This window comes from Neorhizobium sp. PAMB6630 (assembly GCF_058242775.1).
Genome location: NZ_JBZAYV010000002.1, coordinates 514,802 through 531,731 on the forward strand (window position 1 = coordinate 514,802; position 16,930 = coordinate 531,731).

Consider the following 16,930-nt stretch of genomic DNA (forward strand, 5'->3'; position numbering starts at 1 on the left):
TCAAGGCTCATTACGGGATCATTAAAATGGCACCAGTCAATATTCTAAACGTCCAGAAGCGTTTCGGCGCGGTCCACGTCATCCACGGCATCGATATCGATATCAAGGATGGCGAGTTTGTCGCACTCGTCGGCCCCTCCGGCTGCGGAAAATCCACGCTGCTCAGGATGATTGCAGGCCTTGAAGAATTGACCGAGGGTGAAATCCGCATCGGCACCCGGGAGGTATCCAACCTGCCGGCCCGCGACCGCGATATCGCCATGGTCTTCCAGAACTACGCGCTTTATCCGCACATGACCGTCAAGGACAATATGGGCTTTGCGCTGAAGCTGAAGAAGGTGAGCGCCGAGGAAACCAAGGCCAAGGTCGACCGGGCAGCCTCCATTCTCGGACTTGAAAGCCTGATGGAGCGTTATCCGCGCCAGCTCTCCGGCGGCCAGCGCCAGCGCGTGGCCATGGGCCGCGCCCTGGTACGTGATCCGCAGGTCTTTCTCTTCGACGAGCCGCTGTCCAACCTGGACGCAAAGCTTCGCGTGCAGATGCGCGGCGAGATCAAGGCGCTGCACCAGCGCATCGGCACCACCACCATCTATGTGACCCACGATCAGGTGGAAGCCATGACCATGGCCGACAAGATCGTGGTGCTGCATGACGGCGTCATCGAGCAGATCGGCGCGCCGCTCGACCTTTACGATCGCCCGGCAAACCTTTTTGTCGCCGGTTTTATCGGCTCGCCTGCGATGAACTTCGTCCAAGGCCGGGTGGAAGAGGGTGTGTTCCGCACGGTCAACGGCCTGACGCTGCCGCTGCCGGCAACGGCAAACCCTGCCACCTTGGGTGGACGCAATCTCGTCTGCGGTATTCGCCCGGAGCATATCCGCGCGGTGGCAACGGGCGGCATCGAGGGACGGGTGGGACTGGTGGAAGGCACCGGGTCTGAAATCTATGCCAAGCTCACCTGCAAGGGCGACGAGATCGCCTGCCTGTTTCGCGAGCGGCTGGATGTGCGGTTCGGCGACACGATCCAGATCGCCATCGATCCCAACTCCATGCATCTGTTCGACGCCGAAAGCGGCAAGCGTCTCTGACCATGGCAAAGGGTTTGAAACCCGCCGGTATCCTGCCGGCAAACCCGCCCAGGCACGTGCTGTGCGTGGGTGCGGCCGTGCTCGATACGCTGTTTCGCGTGCATGAAATGCCGCGTGGCGAGGGCAAGGTTCTGCCCTATGCCATGGAGCAGATTGCGGAGGGAATGGCGGCTGGTGCCGCCTATGCCGTTGTCCGCATGGGCGGCCGCGCAAGCCTCTGGGGTGCGGTTGGGGATGACGAAACGGGTCACCGCATTGTGCGGGAACTTGGCCAGAGCGGCATAGAGACCGATGGCATGGTGATCGTTCCCGGTGCCCGCTCGGCTCTGTCGACGATCCTCATCGATCCCGCCGGTGAACGGCTGATCGTACCCTTCTACGATCACAAGCTGCACGAGACCAAACGCTCCTGCACTCCAGACGATCTTGCAGCCTTCGATGCCGTGCTTGTGGATGTGCGCTGGCCCGACATGGCGCTCGATGTACTGACCATGGCGCGCCGGATGGGCAAGCCGGCCATTCTCGACGGCGACGTTGCCCCGGTGGACACCCTGGAAAAGCTGGCGCCGGCTGCCAGTCACATCATCTTTTCTGAGCCGGCCGCCCGGAGCCTCACCGGCGCTGCCGAGGTTGCTGCCATGGTGCCCCTGTTGCAGGCACGTTATCCGGACATCTTCATTGCCGTTACGGCCGGACCGGCGGGCTGTTACTGGAGCGAGCCCGGCAAGGACACGCTTTTCTTCGAGCCGGCATTTGGCGTCACGGCTGTTGATACGCTGGCCGCAGGCGATATTTTTCATGGCACTTTTGCGCTGGCGATTGCCGAAGGAATGCCTGCCCGGCAGGCCATCCGCCTCTCATCGGCCGCTGCAGCCCTCAAATGCACCGTTTTCGGCGGCCGCCTGGGTGCCCCGACCCGCCCGGAAGCGGAAACCCTGTTGCAGCGGAGATAACACGCCCCGTTGCGATCTTGGCGAATGAGACGCAATCAAACCCGTCTCAATCAAAAAAATGCCGGCGCCGTGGATCTATCCAGGGCACCGGCATTTTTCGTTAAAACGTGAGCTGCTCAGATTACATCGCCGGGTTCCGGCGCACGTTTCAGGCCCGTCACCATGGCGCGCACGAGATTTTCTCCGTGGCGCAGGCTTGCGACAAGGACGCCGGCAAGATGCAGTAAAACGCAGCCGATCAGCACATTGACCAGGCGCCGATGCAGGTCTTCTACCCATTCTATGCCCCAATAGGCATCCGTCGTCTGCAGCCAGCCGGTGGTGGCAATCGCGGCGATGAGGGCAATCAGCGCCAGCACCATCAGCCCTCCCAGCGGGTTATGTCCGAGATAACGCCGCTCCCGATGCACCACCAGATCGCCCGCATAGGCAATGATTCGGGAGGGTCGGCGCACGAATTGCGAAAAGCGCGCGTAGCGCGATCCGGCCACCCCGAGCAGGAGACGCGCGACCACCAGCGTTCCGGCGGTATAACCGGCAAATTCATGCAGTTCACGCATCTCCTCTGCCGATGCCCAAGCAATGGCAAAGCTCAAAACCAGGCCCCAGTGAAAGACGCGCACGTAAGGATCCCAGACCTTGACCACCGCCGGCATGATCAGTTCTCGACCTTCATGCCGACAGAGGCAAGGCTCTTGGGGTCGAAATAGGCTTCCACCTTTTCTCCCTTGGCATTGATGGCATAGGCCTCGTAGCAGCCATCCTCCGTCTTGATCGAACGCACCTTCCAACCTTCCGCCTCAAGCTTTGCCTGAAGCGTGGCGCGCGGCTGCCAATCGGCCACGGGCACGTTGCATTTATCCTTGGCCGCAGCAATGCCTGCAAGGCCAAGTGTGGCGCCAAGGGTGGCAGTGGTGAGGGTGATCAAAAATCGCATTGGTTTCTCCATGAGTTGGTGACACTCTGGAAGTTGGGGGCGGTTGCTGACATGGACCTGAAGGCGGCGGAACAAGACATGCCACAAACCTTCAGCCCCCTGTCAGCCTGGCGGGTCATGGCTGAAGCCATGTCGGAATGAGGGGACGCAATCTTTGAGAATTCTACTTGTGGAAGACGATGTTACGCTGGGCGATGCGGTCAAAACGCATGCGTCCCGCCAGGGCCATGCCGTCGACTGGGCAAAGGACCAGGAAAACGCTGAGGCTTGCCTTGATGCCGCGGAATACGGCCTCATCCTGCTGGATCTGCGCCTTCCTGATGGCCACGGGCTGAACATCCTGAAAGCGCTGAGGGCCAAGCGCGACAAGACGCCCGTGATCATCCTGACCGCCCATGACCAGGTGTCCGACCGGATCGAAGGCCTCAATGCCGGCGCCGACGATTATCTCGTCAAACCCTTCGATCTTGGCGAGTTGGAGGCCCGCATTCACGCCGTTGCCCGCCGTTACGGCGCCCATCAGGTGCCGATGATCGAGATCGGCGACCTGCAGATCTTTCTCTCCGAGCGGCGGGTCGCGCGCAAAAACGGCGAGCAGCTGGCGCTTTCGGCGCGTGAATGGGCTGTTCTGGAAATGCTGTCTGCCCGGCGCAACGCAATCGTCGGGAAAAACCAGATCGAGGAGGCGCTCTATTCCTTCGGCGCCGAAATCGAAAGCAATACGGTGGAAGTCTATGTGAGCCGCCTGCGCCGCAAGCTGGGGCGCGCCACGATCGAAACGGTGCGCGGCATCGGCTACCGGATGGTGAGCAATGAGCGCTAAGAGCGGCAGCATTGCAAAACAGCTGATCATCTGGCTTTCGGCCGCACTCTTCCTGTTCTGGCTTTTGGCAGTCGGGCTTGGCGTTTCCGTGATGCGCGAAGAGTTTGGCGAAATCTTCGACAGCTCGCTGCAGGAAACCGCCGAGCGGCTGGTGCCGCTGGTGGTGGACGATCTTTACCTGCGCGAGGATGCAACAACGCCGCGCAAGCTGACGGCGCTGCGCGGCAGCGTGCCGGACGAATACCTCACCTATCAGGTGCGCGATGCGGATGGCCGCGTCCTCATGCATTCCCACAACGTGACGTCCGATCCCTATCCGGCCCCGTTGATGCCGGGCTTCTGGAACGACGAAACCAAGCGCATCTTCACGGTTTCGGCCGTGAGCAGTTCGCTTTTCGTGCAGGTGGCCGATTCGCTCGATCATCGCCGGGAGGCGGCACTGGAAGGCATGACGGCGCTTCTGATGCCGATCCTGGTGCTGCTGCCGATCACCATCGCGGCGATCTGGTGGATCGTCCGGCGCGCCCTTCTGCCGGTTGACCGGCTGCGCGCCGAGATTGCCATGAAGGACAGCGGCAACCTGTCCCCCGTCGAGCTGGATGGCCTGCCGAAGGAAATCCTGCCGATCAGCCAGTCGGTCAACGTTCTTCTGTCACGCCTGACGGCGGCACTGGAGGCCGAACGGGAGCTGACGGCCAACAGCGCCCACGAGCTTCGCACACCGATTGCCGGCGCACGCGCGCAGGTGGAAGTGCTGCTGGAGGAATTGCCCGAAGGCAGCGCCCGCGAACATGCCAAGCGGGCCGATGGCGCGCTTCGCCGGCTGGCGGCCCTCAACGAAAAGCTGCTGCAGCTGTCGCGCGCGGAAGCGGGCATCGGCGCTGGTCGCGAGACAAATGACCTGGTGCCGATCGTCGACATGCTGGTGGACGAGTTCAACCGGTCCGGGCCGCTGCAGGGTCGCATCCGCTATCACCGCGGCACAAGGGATCACCTGCACTGGCCGGCAGATCCGGATGCCTTTGCCATCGTCCTGCGCAATCTCATCGAAAACGCCGGCCTGCACGGGATCGGCCAGGCGCCAATCGACATTTTCGTCGAGGACGGGCAGTCGGTGCGCGTCACCAATGCCTCGCCGGCGCTCTCCGATGTTGAGCTTTCGCACCTGCGCCAGCGCTTTGCGCGCGGCAATGATCGCGCCCCCGGCTCCGGCCTTGGCCTTGCCATTGCAGACCGGATGGTGACGCAGATGGGCGCAAGCCTGATCCTGTCCTGCAAGACCCGCAACGGCACCGACCACGTGTTTCATGCCACGGTGCAATTTGCCGAACAGGCCGCCTGAGAGCGATTGGAACGAAGGGTGAGCAGGCCCGCCAAGGCAGGCCGGCTCACCCTTTCGCCCATCAGACACTACGACGACTTGCGGGACGCGATATAGGCGCGCCAGCCGCCAAGCTCCGTCACCTCCTGCGCGCCCTTGATGGCATAGGGTTCGCAGAGGAAACCGGATACCTGGGAGCCATCGTCCAGCGTGACCTTGCCGATGCCGAGCGGGGCTGGAATGTTCTGCACGAAACGCCCGAAGGCTGATGGCGTCACCTTCCACACCTCCACTTCAAGTCCCTTGCCGTCAAAACCGGGCTCGCGGATGAGGCCAGGCTTTGGCGGCGTGGTGTTGGGCAGCACGTAAAGCCGGTAATCACCGGCCGTCCGGCAGGTTTTGACAAGCGCTCCGCCGGGTCCGGTCAGTTCGTGGTTCAAGGGCATGCCGGTCAGATGCGCGCCGACGACCATGATGGTGACGAGGCCGTCATCGGCTTCTGCCACTTTCGAGGCGTCCGGCAGGCTGGCGGTCTTATCCTTGCCCATGCCGGGGGAGCAGGCGCGGTGCAGGGCATCGGCAAAGGGCGCCAGTGCATCATCGGAAAAGGCTGGGCCAAACAGGGTAACGCCGCTGGGCAAACCATCGGCCCCGAAACCACCGGGAACCGCAATCGCCGCATAACCAAAGAGATTGGCAAAGTTGGTATAACGGCCGAAATGGCTGTTCTTGACGATCGGGTCAGCCAGCATCGCGTCCACCGTATAGGTGGTGGGCGAGGTCGGCAGCATCAGCATGTCGAGGCCTTGCCATTCGGCCATCGCCTTCTGGCGCAGATGCCCGAGCTTGTATTGCCCCTCGAAGGCATCGACCGCATCATAGGCCTTTGCACCCTCGATAATCGTGCGCACGGTCGGGTCAAAATCATCGGCATTTGTCCCGATAAAATCCTTGACCGCTGCCAGGCGCTCAGCCACCCACGGGCCGTTATAGAGCAGTTCGGCCGCCTGCCTAAAAGGCGCATAATCGAAGGGCACGATGGTGGCACCGAGCGATTTTGCCCGCGCGGTGGCGGCATCATACAGCGCTTCCACCTCGGTATTGCCGAAGAACTCGCGCTCGGCACTGTCAAGCACGCCGATCCTCAGACCAGAGGCCGGAAGGGCGGCGGGGGTAGCCTTGCGGGAATAGGGATCGCCCGCATCATAACCGTCCATCACCTTGCGAACCGCCACGCCATCGCCAACCGTCGCTGCAAAAATGGTCACGACATCGACGCTACGGCAGGCGGGCACAACGCCGACATTCGGCACCAGACCCGGCGTCGGCTTGATGCCGACAAGGTTGTTGAAGGCCGCCGGCACGCGGCCGGAGCCAGCGGTATCGGTGCCAAGCGCAAAGCTTGCCAGACCCGCTGCCACAGAAACCGCGGAACCGGAAGAGGAACCGCCCGAGACATAGGCCTTGTCAAACACCGAGCGCGGCGCACCGTAAGGAGATCGCGTGCCATTGAGGCCCGTCGCGAACTGGTCGAGATTGGTCTTGCCGATAACGATGGCGCCGGCCGCCTTCAGGCGCGCAACCACGGTTGCATCCTTTTCCGGGGAGTAAGCAAAGGCCGGGCAGGCAGCCGTCGTCGGCAGGCCCGCCACATCGATATTGTCCTTCACCGCAAAGGGAATGCCCCAGAGGGGCAGACTGTTCGGCTCCGGCGCCGTCTCCACCAGCGCTTTGGCGGCAGCTCGAAGGTCGTCATCCGGCGTTTCAGTGATAAAGATCGCCGGATCATCCGAGGCCTTGCGGCGGGCAATGACCTCTTCCAAGAGATCGAGCGGGGAAAGGCCTGCGGCATAAAGTGCCTTCAGCGCGGCCAGATCGAGAATGGCGGGGATCATTGAACTTCCTCCAGAACAACCAGCACGTCGCCGGCCTTGACGTTGCGGCCCGGTCCGGCGCGCAGATCGCGCACCGTGCCTCTAGCATGGGCGGTGATATTGATTTCCATCTTCATGGACTCGATGATGGCGAGCGTCTCGCCAGCCTCGACCCTCTGGCCTTCCTCGACCAACAGTTTCCAGACATTACCGGGCACGGCACTTTCCACCCCGAAGCAGCCATCGGGAATATCGCCGCCAAGGCCGGGGCCTGCCCCTTCGTCGGTGATGAAACTGTCGAGCCCCTCTTCCTTCCAGCGCCGGCGCTCCGCCTCGAAGGCTGCCTGCTGGCCCTGCTTGAAGGCCTTGATGCTATCGGCATTGCGGGCAAGCTCGGCCGCGTAATCGGCATAGGAAAACTCACCCTCCTCGATGCGGATCGGATAACCGCCATGCGGAAAGGCGGCGCGCGCCTCCATCAGTTCCTCATGGGAGACGGGGAAAAAGCGGATCTGGTCGAAGAAATCGAGAAGCCAGGGTTTTCCCTTCGTGAAGACATCCGTTTGCCGCCAGGTGTTCCACACCTGAATGGTGCGCCCGAACAGCTGATAACCGCCCGGCCCTTCCATGCCATAGATGCACATATAGGCGCCACCGATGCCGACGGCATTTTCCGGCGTCCAGGTGCGGGCCGGATTGTATTTGGTTGTGACGAGGCGATGGCGCGGATCAAGCGGGGTCGCCACCGGCGCGCCGAGATAGACGTCACCCAGGCCCATCACCAGATAGGAGGCGTTGAAGATCGTGTCCTTCACCGCCTGCTCGTCGGCAAGCCCATTGATACGGCGGATGAACTCGATATTGGACGGGCACCAGGGCGCGTTGGGGCGCACCAGTTCCTGATACTTGCGCATGGCAAGCTCAGCTTGCGGGTCGTTCCACGACAGCGGCAGCCAGACGGTGCGGCTCGGCACCTTGACTTCTGACACCGGCGGCAGGTTCTTCTCGATCTCCCGGAGCAGGCCGAGCAGTTTTGCGCGGGACAGCGTGGTGCCGTCATAATGGATCTGCAGCGAGCGGATGCCGGGCGTGAGGTCAATCAGCCCCGGAAGCTCTGCCGCCTGCACAGCCTGCATCAGCAGGTGAACGCGCATGCGGATGGCGATGTCGAGCTGCATCTCGCCATATTCGACGAGCAGATTGTCATCGCCCTGGCGACGATAAACGACGGGAACCGGACCGGTGACATCGGTGGCAAGGATTGGGGAACCGGTGGCGGAGTGCGCAGGAGAAAGCGCCGGTGCTGCCAAGCCAGCATCTTCGTCGCGCGCCACCGCATGAAACCGGATCCGATCGCCCGGCTTGAACTGGCCCATCTTCCACTGCTCGTCACGGGCAATCACCGCCGGGCAGACAAAGCCGCCGAGGCTTGGACCATCAGGCCCCAGAATGATCGGCATGTCGCCGGTAAAATCGATGGCGCCGATGGCATAGGCGTTGTCATGCAGGTTGGAGGGGTGCAGACCCGCCTCTCCGCCATCCTCACGCGCCCATTTGGGTGCTGGACCGATGAGGCGCACGCCGGTGCGGGCAGAATTGAAGTGAACCTCGTATTCCGTGGAAAACAGCGTCTCTATGTCTTCGGCAAGGAAGAAATCCGGTGCGCCGTGGGGACCATAAACAACGCCGACAGACCAGTCGCGCGTCAGTTCTGCCGGCTCATCCGCCAGCTTTTGCCCGTTTTGTTTTGCTCGTGCCAGCCGCAGCACATGGCCGGCGCGCAGCGTGCCGGTGGCATTGCCGCCGAACTGGCCAAGCCCGAACGTGGCGCGCGAGCCGAGGACGACAGGTGCTGCAAACCCGCCGGCGACGGCCAGATAGGCCCGTTGGCCGGCACCGGAAATGATGCCAATCGTCAGCGTCTGGCCAGCTTTTACCAGCACCGCCGTATCATGGGCGACAGGCTTGCCATCCACCGCCATCGGCATGACGGCACCGGCAAGGGCCACCACCGTATCGGAGAAGAATTTCAGCACCGGGCCGGAGACCGTCAGTTCCAGCGCGGCCGTATGATCATGGTTGCCGACCAGCCGGTTGGCATGGGCAAACGAGCGCGCATCCATCGGCCCAGACGGCGGCACGCCCACATGCCAGAGGCCGAGCCGGCCCGGCAGTTCCTGGAGGGACGATTGCGCGCCGGGTGCGATGACCTCGATCACATCGGGGGTAAAATCGAAATCCTTCAATGCGGTGGTCGCGACTTCACCGCTGCCGAAAAGATCCGAGGCGGCTATGGCTTTCAGATAGTCGAGATTGGTTTCGATGCCGGAGAGCGCGGTTTTATCCAGCGCATCCGAGAGAGCTGCAATCGCTTCATCGCGCGTGTCTGCCGCAACGATCAGCTTGGCGAGCATCGGATCGTAAAACGGCGTGACCTCCGTTCCGGTCTCGATCCAGCCATCGACACGGACATTTTCGGGGAAAACGACTTCGGTCAGCAGCCCGGCGCTCGGGCGAAAACCGGCATGCGGCATTTCCGCATAGATGCGCGCCTCAATGGCCGCCCCCTTGGGCACAAGGTTTTCGCGGCCCGTCAGCACGTCCTCGCCGGCCGCCTGCCGGATCATCCATTCGACGAGATCAACGCCGAACACCGCTTCCGTCACCGGGTGTTCTACCTGAAGCCGGGTGTTGACCTCAAGGAAGTAAAATTCCTCACGCGCGGGATCATAAATGAATTCCACGGTTCCGGCAGAGGCGTAATTCACCTGCTGCCCAAGCGAGACCGCCGCCTGATGCAGGCTCTTGCGCACGGCATCGACAAGCCCCGGCGCTGGCGTTTCCTCGATCACCTTCTGGTTTCGCCGCTGCAGCGAACAATCACGCTCGCCAAGCGCAATCACCCGGCCCTTGCCATCGCCAAAAATCTGCACCTCCACATGGCGGGCCTTGGAGACAAAACGCTCCAGATAGACACGGGCATCGCCAAAGCTGGATTTGGCGGTGCGCTGCACGCTGTCGAAGGCGGAAGCCAAGCTTTCCGGCGTATCGCAAAGCTGCATACCGATGCCGCCACCGCCGGCGGTGGATTTCAGCATGACGGGATATCCGATGTCTTCCGCCGCCATCAGCGCCGCCTCGCGGTCCGCGAGTAGATCGGAGCCGGGGAGCAGCGGCACGCCGCTGGCCTTGGCCAATTCACGAGCCGTGTGTTTCAGGCCAAAATCGGCGATGTTCTGGGGGCTCGGTCCGATAAAGGTAATGCCTTCGGCCATCAGCCGTTCGGCAAAACCGATGTTTTCCGACAGAAAGCCGTAGCCGGGATGCACGGCCTCTGCCCCCGTCTGCCGGCACGCGGCAATCACCGCCTCGACATTCAGATAGCTTTCAGACGCCGGTGCGGGGCCAAGCCGCACGGCCTCATCCGCCATCAGCACGGCTTTGGAAAACCGGTCGGCATCGGAATAAACGGCAACCGAGGCAATGCCCATTTTTTTGAGCGTACGGATGACCCGCACAGCGATTTCGCCGCGATTGGCGATCAGGACTTTTTGAAACATCAGGCGTCCTCACCCTCCCAGACGAGCACGCGCACCGGTGTCGGATCAAAGCCGTTGCAGGGATTGTTGATCTGCGGGCAATTGGAAATGACGAGCAGCACATCCATCTCCGCCTTCAGTTCCACATAGTCGCCCGGCGCCGAAATGCCGTCCACGATGGTCATTTCGCCCGAGGGTTCGATCGGTACGTTCATGAAGAAGTTGATATTGGCGACGACATCGCGCTTGCTCATCCCGTGTTTGGAGACTTCCAGCACAAAATTGTCGCGGCAGGCATGCAGGTATTTCGTGTAATGGCCAAAGCGCACGGTATTGCTCTCACACGAGCAGGCACCGGCGGATGTATCATGGCGACCGCAGGTATCGGCAGTCATGGTGGCCATCACGCGGCCTTCGGACGAGAGGATTTTTGTGCCCGTGGAGATATAGGCGGCACCCTGCTCTCGCATTGTGTCCTGACTGGAATAACGCTCGGAAAAATCATGTGCATTGTAAAACAGCGTGTCGATGGCCTGCTGGCCAAATGTGTCCTCGATACGCAGGATCTGGCCCTTTTTCACCACGGTCGAAAAGGGCGCTTCGGCAGCGATGTAATGGTCCTGAACGGTGTTTTTCAGCGTGCGGGAGGTAGAGGTCTGGACAAATTGGGTCATGGTTTCTCTCCTCTCACAGAGCCGCAAATGCGTTGTTTTCAAAGCCGCGCAAGGCTTCGGGCGTGGCTGTGCGGCAGAGATCATCAGCGACAGGTTCGGATGCGGACAGGCGCGTGACAGTCACCGCGTGGGGCGCATAGACAGGGTTCGGATCGAGCGGATGCGGGCAGTTGGAGAAACCGACGATCATGTCCATTTCGGCACGCAGGTCCACATAATCGCCGTCGCTCACAAGCTCCGGCTTCCAGAGGAACTTGCCCTCGGCATCGACACGCACGGGCGCAAAAAGCGCAAGGGCTGCCGGAATGTCGCGCTTGTCGAGGCCGGCCTTGGTGGCGAGCAGCACGAAATTGTCGCGCGTGTTGCGAAGCGCCGGACCATTGGCGCCGGGGTATTTTTTCGCGTTGGAAGAGGCCGTCGAGCCCCCCATCAGCACGTCATGTGCCCCGCAGCTGTCCTCCACGATGGAAAACATCACCTTGCCCATGTCGGAAAAGATCACCCGGCCCTTGGCAAGACCTGTGGTCCACTGCACCTTCACCGTATCAGGCAGGTTCAGTCGCTCCGTGGTGTCCTCAGCATTCCAGGCAATCAGCGACAGCGTCGAAAAACCCTCGTCGAGCGAGATGCGCAGCACCTCGTTTGCCTTCACGCGGGTGGACCAGTACCAGCCGCCGGGGATATTCTCCCGGTGAACGATCTTTTCCCCGGCAATGGCCGGCGCGGGTTTTTCGCTTTTGCCGGGCAGTGCCTTCGGCGCAGCGCTCAGCCCTTGGCGCTGGTGTTCTTCGTAACGCGCCCGGTTGGCGGCGATTTCGTCTTCAGAACGGCGGATATGCATGTTCATCTCCAGTGGATGTCGGCCGGGTCGTCCCGGCTATTGACCCTGTGAAGAGACCGGGCCGTCCCGGTCTGGGCGAAAGATTGAGGCCTGACCCGCCTGTCGCGGCGGCCAGATGGTGATGTCGCGGGTAATGGTTGCGCCGTAACGCAACTTTTCCTCCGGCCGGTCGCGCGGGCGCTCAAACGCCACGACGCGGGTTCCAAGCGTAAAAGCCTCGCGCATGTCATGCGTCACCATGACGACGGTCATCGGCGCTTCGTGCCAGAGCTTTTTCATCAGCACATGGATTTCGGCGCGAATACCGGGATCGAGCGCCCCGAAGGGCTCATCCAGCAACAGAACCTTGGGGCGCATGATCAGCGCCTGCGCCAGCGCGAGACGCTGCTGCATGCCACCGGAAAGCTGCGCCGGATATTTAGCCTCCGCCCCCATCAGGCCAACGGCTGCAATCATCGCGCGGGCTTCTTCCTCCAGTGCGCGGCGAGCCGAACCGAACAGACGCGCCGCCAGCCGCGAGGCGTGCAACTCCTTGCCGAACATCACATTGCCGAGCACGGTCAGATGCGGAAACACCGAATAGCGCTGGAAAACAACACCACGATCCGGCCCCGGCTCTTTCGGCAAGGCCTGCCCGTCGAGCAGGATCTCGCCCCGCGTCTGGCTTTCCTGGCCAAGCAGCATACGCAAAAACGTCGATTTTCCGCAGCCGGAGGGTCCGACAAGAGCGACGAAGGCGCGGGATTCGATCTCGATCGAGACATTTTCCAGCACGATCTGGTCGCCATATTCCTTCCAGAGGTTGCGGACGGAAAGCGCGCTCATTTGCCCTTCTCCAGTTCCGACCAGGGAAAGATGGCAATGCGCAGGCGATCGAGCAGCACATCGGCCACGACAGCAAGAAGCGTGATCCAGATGACGTAAGGGAAGATCACATCCATCGAGAGATAACGACGCACGAGAAAGATGCGGTAACCGAGCCCGCTATCGGAAGAAATCGCCTCCGCGGCAATCAGGAACAGGAAGGCCGGGCCAAGCTGCAGGCGAAGGGCCGTGATGAGGCGCGGAAGGATCTGCGGCAGCACGACGCGCAGCGCAATCTGCCAGGAGGACGCCGACAGCGTCTCGGCCTTGACGATCATTTCGCGCGGCAACGAGAGCGCCGTCAGGGAAAGGTCGCGCACCATGATGGGTGCCACGCCAATGACGATCAGCGCTACTTTGGAGGCTTCCCCAAGCCCCATCACGATGAAGAGGATGGGCAAAAGCGCCAGCGGCGGCACCATGGAAATGGCGCCAACAAAGGGGGAAAGTGCAGCGCGCGCAAACGGCAGGATGCCGATGACGAGGCCGAGCAGCAGGGCGATGGCGGTGGAAATGCCAAGGCCTGCCGCAAGCCGCGTCAGGCTTGCCGCCGTATCCGACCACAGGAGATAATCGCCGGTGCGCGGATCAGCCACAAAGGCCATGCGGTTGATGGCATCACCAAGGGCGGCGAGCCCCGGCAGAAGCTTGTCATTGGGGTTTTCCGCGAGACGTTCTGCAGAACCGGCCATATAGGCGATGATCAGCAGCACGAAAGGCATCAGCGCCAGCATCAGCCGCGCACCATTTCCGGGATGAGAATTTATCCAGCGCATTGTCTCTCCTTTAGGGGATGCTGTTGACGGGCCAGAAGCAGAGGCCCGCCAACAGGGAGATCAGAGAGCGCCCTTGGCGGCGGCATCCATGTAGGTGCCGGTGAAGCGGAACTTCACGTTGGCCTTGTCGCCGAGCACCGTCCCATCAGGCATCTCGATGCCGATAACATCTGCAGACGGCGCACCATTGCCGAGCAGGCCCTTTTCAAACAGGAAGGCGCGCACCAGATCCATGGTCTTCGGCAGGTTTGGCGAGGTGGTGAAAGCGAGCGCATCGGCCGGCTTGTCGAACAGTTTGGTGGCAGCCATCTGCGCCTCGAAACCCTTGAGATCCGTGCCGGAGGCCGTGCCCATGGCGGTGCGGGCCGCCTTGCCCTCATCGCTCTCGGCCGTCATCACCTTCATCGTGTCATACCAGATCCCGGCGAGCGCCTTGCCGAAATCGGGATTGTCCTTCAGCACGTCGGAATTGGCGACCATCAGGTCCATGATCTCGCCGGGGATTTTCGAGCTGTCGAACACCGCCTTGGCCGACTTGTCCTCCAGAATGGTGGAGACGAGCGGGTTCCAGGTCACGACTGCTGTGACATCAGGCGTCTGGTAGGCGGAGACCATGTCGGTGTCGGATGTGTTGACCACCTTCACGTCGCGCTCGGACGAGCCGATGCTTTCAAGCGCGCGGGCAAGCAGGTAATGCGAAACGGAGAATTCGACGAGATTGACGTTCTGGCCCTTGATATCGGCAAGGCTCGCCTTGTCCTTCAGGATCACCGCATCATTGCCGTTGGAAAAGTCGCCGACGATCACGGCCGTCGTATCGACGCCACCGGCGGCAGGGATCGACAGCCCGTCCATGTTGGTCAGCGTCACAGCATCATAGGCGCCGGCCGTATACTGGTTCATCGATTCCACGTAGTCGTTGAACTGGGTGACCTCGATCTTGATGCCGTATTTATCGGCCCATTTCTTGACGATGCCGTGGTCTGCGGCATAACCCCAGGGCATCCAGCCGACATAGATCGACCAGGCAACCTTGAAATCCTTCTTTGGCGCTGCCTCAGCAGAGGAGAGGCCGGTAAAGGCCAGTACGGCGGAAAGCGCCGTCATCGAAAGAAGCTTTGAAAAAGTCTGCATGTGCAATTCCCCTTTTGGCTATCTCAAAAAGGGATCGGCATGGACCATCGCGCCGCCAATCCCTTGGCTTACGAGGTCTCCCGGGCTTTTGTCCCGCCGTGCACCCGGCGGAATGTCTCCCCGCCGGGAGCCGCTCTCGGACCAGCCACATCTTTCGATGCCGGAACCCTAGCGGCTAACTCGCAAACAACGAAGCAATCGACGTGCCAACCTGAATCTGCCGGAAACCGGCCTCTGCGCGAGGTCCAGCGACAATCCTGCACACAATTCGCGTCATTTTGATTATTTTTTAGGCGAAACTGGACGAAGAGCAGCGCGCTTTCGTGTGCCTCCCGTGTTCAAGCAATCACTGAAACGTGACGCGACTGAAGAGGTCGCCCCTCGCCTGCCTCCGGGCCTGTGTTAGACTTCATCACCGAGTGCTTGTGACGGGATTGCCCATGCTTGCCACACTTGCCATGCTCATGAGCCTTAGCGCTTTACCACACGCAGCACGCGCGCAAGCTGGCGCCAGCGTCGAGACAGCGGCGGTCCAGTCGTCAAGCGGCGATGTCGATGTGGAACTGGTGCTGGCCGTCGATACCTCGCGCTCCATGGATTACGAGGAAGTGCGCATCCAGCGCGAGGGTTATATCAACGCTCTCCAGCACGCCGAATTCATCAACGCCGTGCGCGGCGGGCTGATCGGAAAAATTGCCATTTCCTATTTCGAATGGGCCGGCGACGTGGACAAGACGTCCGTCATCGACTGGCAGGTGATCGAAACGCCAGAAGATGCTGCAGCCTTTGCCGCAAAACTTGCCGCCCGCCCAATTGCCACGCAGCGCCGCACCTCGATTTCGGCGGCCATCGCCTATGGCGCAACCAGCATCGTCGCAAACCCCTATCGCGGCATGCGCCAGGTGATCGACGTCTCCGGCGACGGGCCGAACAATATCGGCGGACCCGTGGAAACTGCCCGCGACAAGGCGGTGGAGGCCGGCATCATCATCAACGGCCTTGCCATCATGCTGCGCCCGTCCGGCACCACAGGCGGCCTCGACAAATATTACGGCGATTACGTCATCGGCGGGCCCGGCTCCTTTGTGCTGCCGGTCCACACGGCCGAAGACTTTGCCGTCGCCATCCGCCGCAAGCTGGTGATGGAAGTGAGCGGCCTGACATCCCCAAAAATCCACCGCATCGCTGCCCCCGCTACCAAGACCGATTGCCTGATGGGCGAAAACCAGTGGCGCGAGTTTTTCGATCCGTGATGACGGGCCAAGCGTTACCGCAATAGCCCCTGCCCGCCATCCACATAGACGTCCGTGCCGGTCACATGGCGAGCAGCGTCTGAAGAGAGAAAAAGAATGACGTCGGCGACATCGGCGCTCGTGCCCGGCTTGCCGTCGCTGACAGGGATCTCACCGTCCGGAAAGTTGACCGGGATCGCGGTTTCTTCCACGGCGCGTTTGTGGGTGTTGTCATCGATTTCAGTGTCGATCTGGCCGGGGCAGACGGCGTTGACGCGGATGTGGTGGCGTCCGAGTTCCAGTGCCAGCTGCTTGACGATCGCCACCTGCGCCGCCTTCGTTGCGGAATAGGCGGTGGCGCCGGGGGATGTGAAGGTGCGGTTGCCATTGATCGAGGAGACGACGACGATCGCCCCGCCTTTTCGCTTCAGGTGCGGCACGGCATGATGCAGGGTGAGGTAAGTGCCGCGCAGGTTCACCGCGATGGTCTTGTCAAACTCCTCCGGCTTCAGATCATCGATCGGCGCCCACACACCATTGATGCCGGCATTGGCCACCACCACGTCCAACTGGCCAAAATGGTCGATCAGCCTGTCGAGGGCAGCCTTCATCTCCTCGTCGCTGGAAACATCCGCGGTCAGCGCCAGCGCATCGCCGCCTGCGGCGCGCAACTCGTCTGCTGCCTTTTCCAGCTCGCTTTTTGTATGGCCAAGAAGCGCCACCCGAGCGCCTGCCTTGGAAAGTGCAAGTGCCGACGCCTTGCCAATGCCTGACCCTGCACCTGTGACCAGTGCAACTTTCGACTGAAAATCCATGAGCCTGTCCTTTTTATCCGTCTCGTCCACTGTTCCAGGCGAACGGCAGAGCAGAACGA

General features: G+C 61.6%; 14 protein-coding genes, 1 pseudogene and 1 riboswitch. Of the genes and pseudogenes, 5 read left to right on the plus strand and 10 right to left on the minus strand.

Annotated features, from left to right (window positions below; translation table 11 throughout):
• Positions 1 to 26: 26 nt before the first annotated feature.
• Both AC4CWF_RS21135 and AC4CWF_RS21140 read left to right on the plus strand, forming a co-directional pair.
• Positions 27 to 1,088, plus strand: a complete 1,062-nt coding sequence (locus AC4CWF_RS21135) for an ABC transporter ATP-binding protein (RefSeq protein ID WP_491287357.1) — start codon at positions 27 to 29, stop codon at positions 1,086 to 1,088.
• A 2-nt stretch (positions 1,089 to 1,090) separates the two neighbouring features.
• Positions 1,091 to 2,041 carry a sugar kinase gene (locus AC4CWF_RS21140; RefSeq protein WP_491287359.1) on the plus strand — a complete coding sequence of 317 codons (951 nt, stop codon included), beginning with the start codon at positions 1,091 to 1,093 and terminating at the stop codon, positions 2,039 to 2,041.
• A gap of 116 nt (positions 2,042 to 2,157) precedes the next feature.
• Here AC4CWF_RS21140 and AC4CWF_RS21145 read toward each other — a convergent pair whose 3' ends face one another.
• Complete coding sequence (locus AC4CWF_RS21145) at positions 2,158 to 2,697, minus strand: cytochrome b/b6 domain-containing protein (RefSeq protein ID WP_491287361.1); 540 nt, start codon at positions 2,695 to 2,697, stop codon at positions 2,158 to 2,160.
• Between the two features lie 2 nt (positions 2,698 to 2,699).
• Entirely contained in the window at positions 2,700 to 2,978 is a 279-nt protein-coding gene (locus AC4CWF_RS21150; RefSeq protein WP_491287363.1) for a PepSY domain-containing protein, read from the minus strand.
• A gap of 154 nt (positions 2,979 to 3,132) precedes the next feature.
• Between AC4CWF_RS21150 and AC4CWF_RS21155 the strand changes: the two genes are divergently transcribed.
• Positions 3,133 to 3,801: a response regulator transcription factor gene (locus tag AC4CWF_RS21155; protein ID WP_491287365.1), complete on the plus strand. Its 669-nt coding sequence runs from the start codon at positions 3,133 to 3,135 to the stop codon at positions 3,799 to 3,801.
• On the plus strand, positions 3,791 to 5,143 hold the full coding sequence (locus AC4CWF_RS21160; protein WP_491287367.1) for a histidine kinase dimerization/phospho-acceptor domain-containing protein: 1,353 nt from the start codon (positions 3,791 to 3,793) through the stop codon (positions 5,141 to 5,143). The genes AC4CWF_RS21155 and AC4CWF_RS21160 overlap by 11 nt, the downstream gene beginning before the upstream one ends.
• 68 nt (positions 5,144 to 5,211) lie before the next feature.
• On the opposite strand, the gene atzF is transcribed toward AC4CWF_RS21160, so the two are convergent.
• The 7 genes and pseudogenes from atzF to AC4CWF_RS21195 form a co-directional block, all read right to left on the minus strand.
• Positions 5,212 to 7,017 (minus strand): allophanate hydrolase, encoded by a 1,806-nt coding sequence (atzF, locus tag AC4CWF_RS21165; RefSeq protein ID WP_491287369.1) that lies wholly within the window; start codon positions 7,015 to 7,017, stop codon positions 5,212 to 5,214.
• Positions 7,014 to 10,556, minus strand: a complete 3,543-nt coding sequence (uca, locus tag AC4CWF_RS21170; protein WP_491287371.1) for an urea carboxylase — start codon at positions 10,554 to 10,556, stop codon at positions 7,014 to 7,016. Before uca ends, atzF begins: the two co-directional genes overlap by 4 nt.
• Positions 10,556 to 11,209, minus strand: a complete 654-nt coding sequence (locus AC4CWF_RS21175) for an urea amidolyase associated protein UAAP2 (protein ID WP_491287372.1) — start codon at positions 11,207 to 11,209, stop codon at positions 10,556 to 10,558. Before AC4CWF_RS21175 ends, uca begins: the two co-directional genes overlap by 1 nt.
• 13 nt (positions 11,210 to 11,222) lie before the next feature.
• Positions 11,223 to 12,050: an urea amidolyase associated protein UAAP1 gene (locus AC4CWF_RS21180; protein WP_491287374.1), complete on the minus strand. Its 828-nt coding sequence runs from the start codon at positions 12,048 to 12,050 to the stop codon at positions 11,223 to 11,225.
• Positions 12,051 to 12,052: 2 nt separating this feature from the next.
• Positions 12,053 to 12,875 (minus strand): annotated as a pseudogene (locus AC4CWF_RS21185) (ABC transporter ATP-binding protein).
• Positions 12,872 to 13,690, minus strand: coding sequence for an ABC transporter permease (locus AC4CWF_RS21190; RefSeq protein WP_491287375.1), 819 nt, complete (start codon positions 13,688 to 13,690; stop codon positions 12,872 to 12,874). The pseudogene AC4CWF_RS21185 and the gene AC4CWF_RS21190 overlap by 4 nt, the downstream one beginning before the upstream one ends.
• A gap of 60 nt (positions 13,691 to 13,750) precedes the next feature.
• Positions 13,751 to 14,824, minus strand: a complete 1,074-nt coding sequence (locus AC4CWF_RS21195; protein WP_491287377.1) for a putative urea ABC transporter substrate-binding protein — start codon at positions 14,822 to 14,824, stop codon at positions 13,751 to 13,753.
• A 75-nt stretch (positions 14,825 to 14,899) separates the two neighbouring features.
• Positions 14,900 to 15,007: riboswitch (guanidine-I (ykkC/yxkD leader) on the minus strand.
• A gap of 257 nt (positions 15,008 to 15,264) precedes the next feature.
• On the opposite strand from AC4CWF_RS21195, the gene AC4CWF_RS21200 reads away from it, so the two are divergent.
• Entirely contained in the window at positions 15,265 to 16,077 is an 813-nt protein-coding gene (locus AC4CWF_RS21200) for a DUF1194 domain-containing protein (protein WP_491287379.1), read from the plus strand.
• A 14-nt stretch (positions 16,078 to 16,091) separates the two neighbouring features.
• Here AC4CWF_RS21200 and AC4CWF_RS21205 read toward each other — a convergent pair whose 3' ends face one another.
• Entirely contained in the window at positions 16,092 to 16,871 is a 780-nt protein-coding gene (locus AC4CWF_RS21205; RefSeq protein WP_491287381.1) for an SDR family oxidoreductase, read from the minus strand.
• Between the last annotated feature and the right edge of the window lie 59 nt (positions 16,872 to 16,930).

What these genes read in the sequence shown, in the direction of transcription:
- AC4CWF_RS21150 (WP_491287363.1), bottom strand. Translation starts at nt 2,978, where the DNA reads ATGCGATTTTTGATCACCCTCACCACTGCCACCCTTGGCGCCACACTT.
- AC4CWF_RS21175 (WP_491287372.1), bottom strand. Translation starts at nt 11,209, where the DNA reads ATGACCCAATTTGTCCAGACCTCTACCTCCCGCACGCTGAAAAACACC.
- AC4CWF_RS21140 (WP_491287359.1), top strand. Translation starts at nt 1,091, where the DNA reads ATGGCAAAGGGTTTGAAACCCGCCGGTATCCTGCCGGCAAACCCGCCC.
- AC4CWF_RS21180 (WP_491287374.1), bottom strand. Translation starts at nt 12,050, where the DNA reads ATGCATATCCGCCGTTCTGAAGACGAAATCGCCGCCAACCGGGCGCGT.
- AC4CWF_RS21160 (WP_491287367.1), top strand. Translation starts at nt 3,791, where the DNA reads ATGAGCGCTAAGAGCGGCAGCATTGCAAAACAGCTGATCATCTGGCTT.
- atzF (WP_491287369.1), bottom strand. Translation starts at nt 7,017, where the DNA reads ATGATCCCCGCCATTCTCGATCTGGCCGCGCTGAAGGCACTTTATGCC.
- AC4CWF_RS21200 (WP_491287379.1), top strand. Translation starts at nt 15,265, where the DNA reads ATGCTTGCCACACTTGCCATGCTCATGAGCCTTAGCGCTTTACCACAC.
- AC4CWF_RS21205 (WP_491287381.1), bottom strand. Translation starts at nt 16,871, where the DNA reads ATGGATTTTCAGTCGAAAGTTGCACTGGTCACAGGTGCAGGGTCAGGC.
- uca (WP_491287371.1), bottom strand. Translation starts at nt 10,556, where the DNA reads ATGTTTCAAAAAGTCCTGATCGCCAATCGCGGCGAAATCGCTGTGCGG.
- AC4CWF_RS21145 (WP_491287361.1), bottom strand. Translation starts at nt 2,697, where the DNA reads ATGCCGGCGGTGGTCAAGGTCTGGGATCCTTACGTGCGCGTCTTTCAC.
- AC4CWF_RS21135 (WP_491287357.1), top strand. Translation starts at nt 27, where the DNA reads ATGGCACCAGTCAATATTCTAAACGTCCAGAAGCGTTTCGGCGCGGTC.
- AC4CWF_RS21190 (WP_491287375.1), bottom strand. Translation starts at nt 13,690, where the DNA reads ATGCGCTGGATAAATTCTCATCCCGGAAATGGTGCGCGGCTGATGCTG.
- AC4CWF_RS21195 (WP_491287377.1), bottom strand. Translation starts at nt 14,824, where the DNA reads ATGCAGACTTTTTCAAAGCTTCTTTCGATGACGGCGCTTTCCGCCGTA.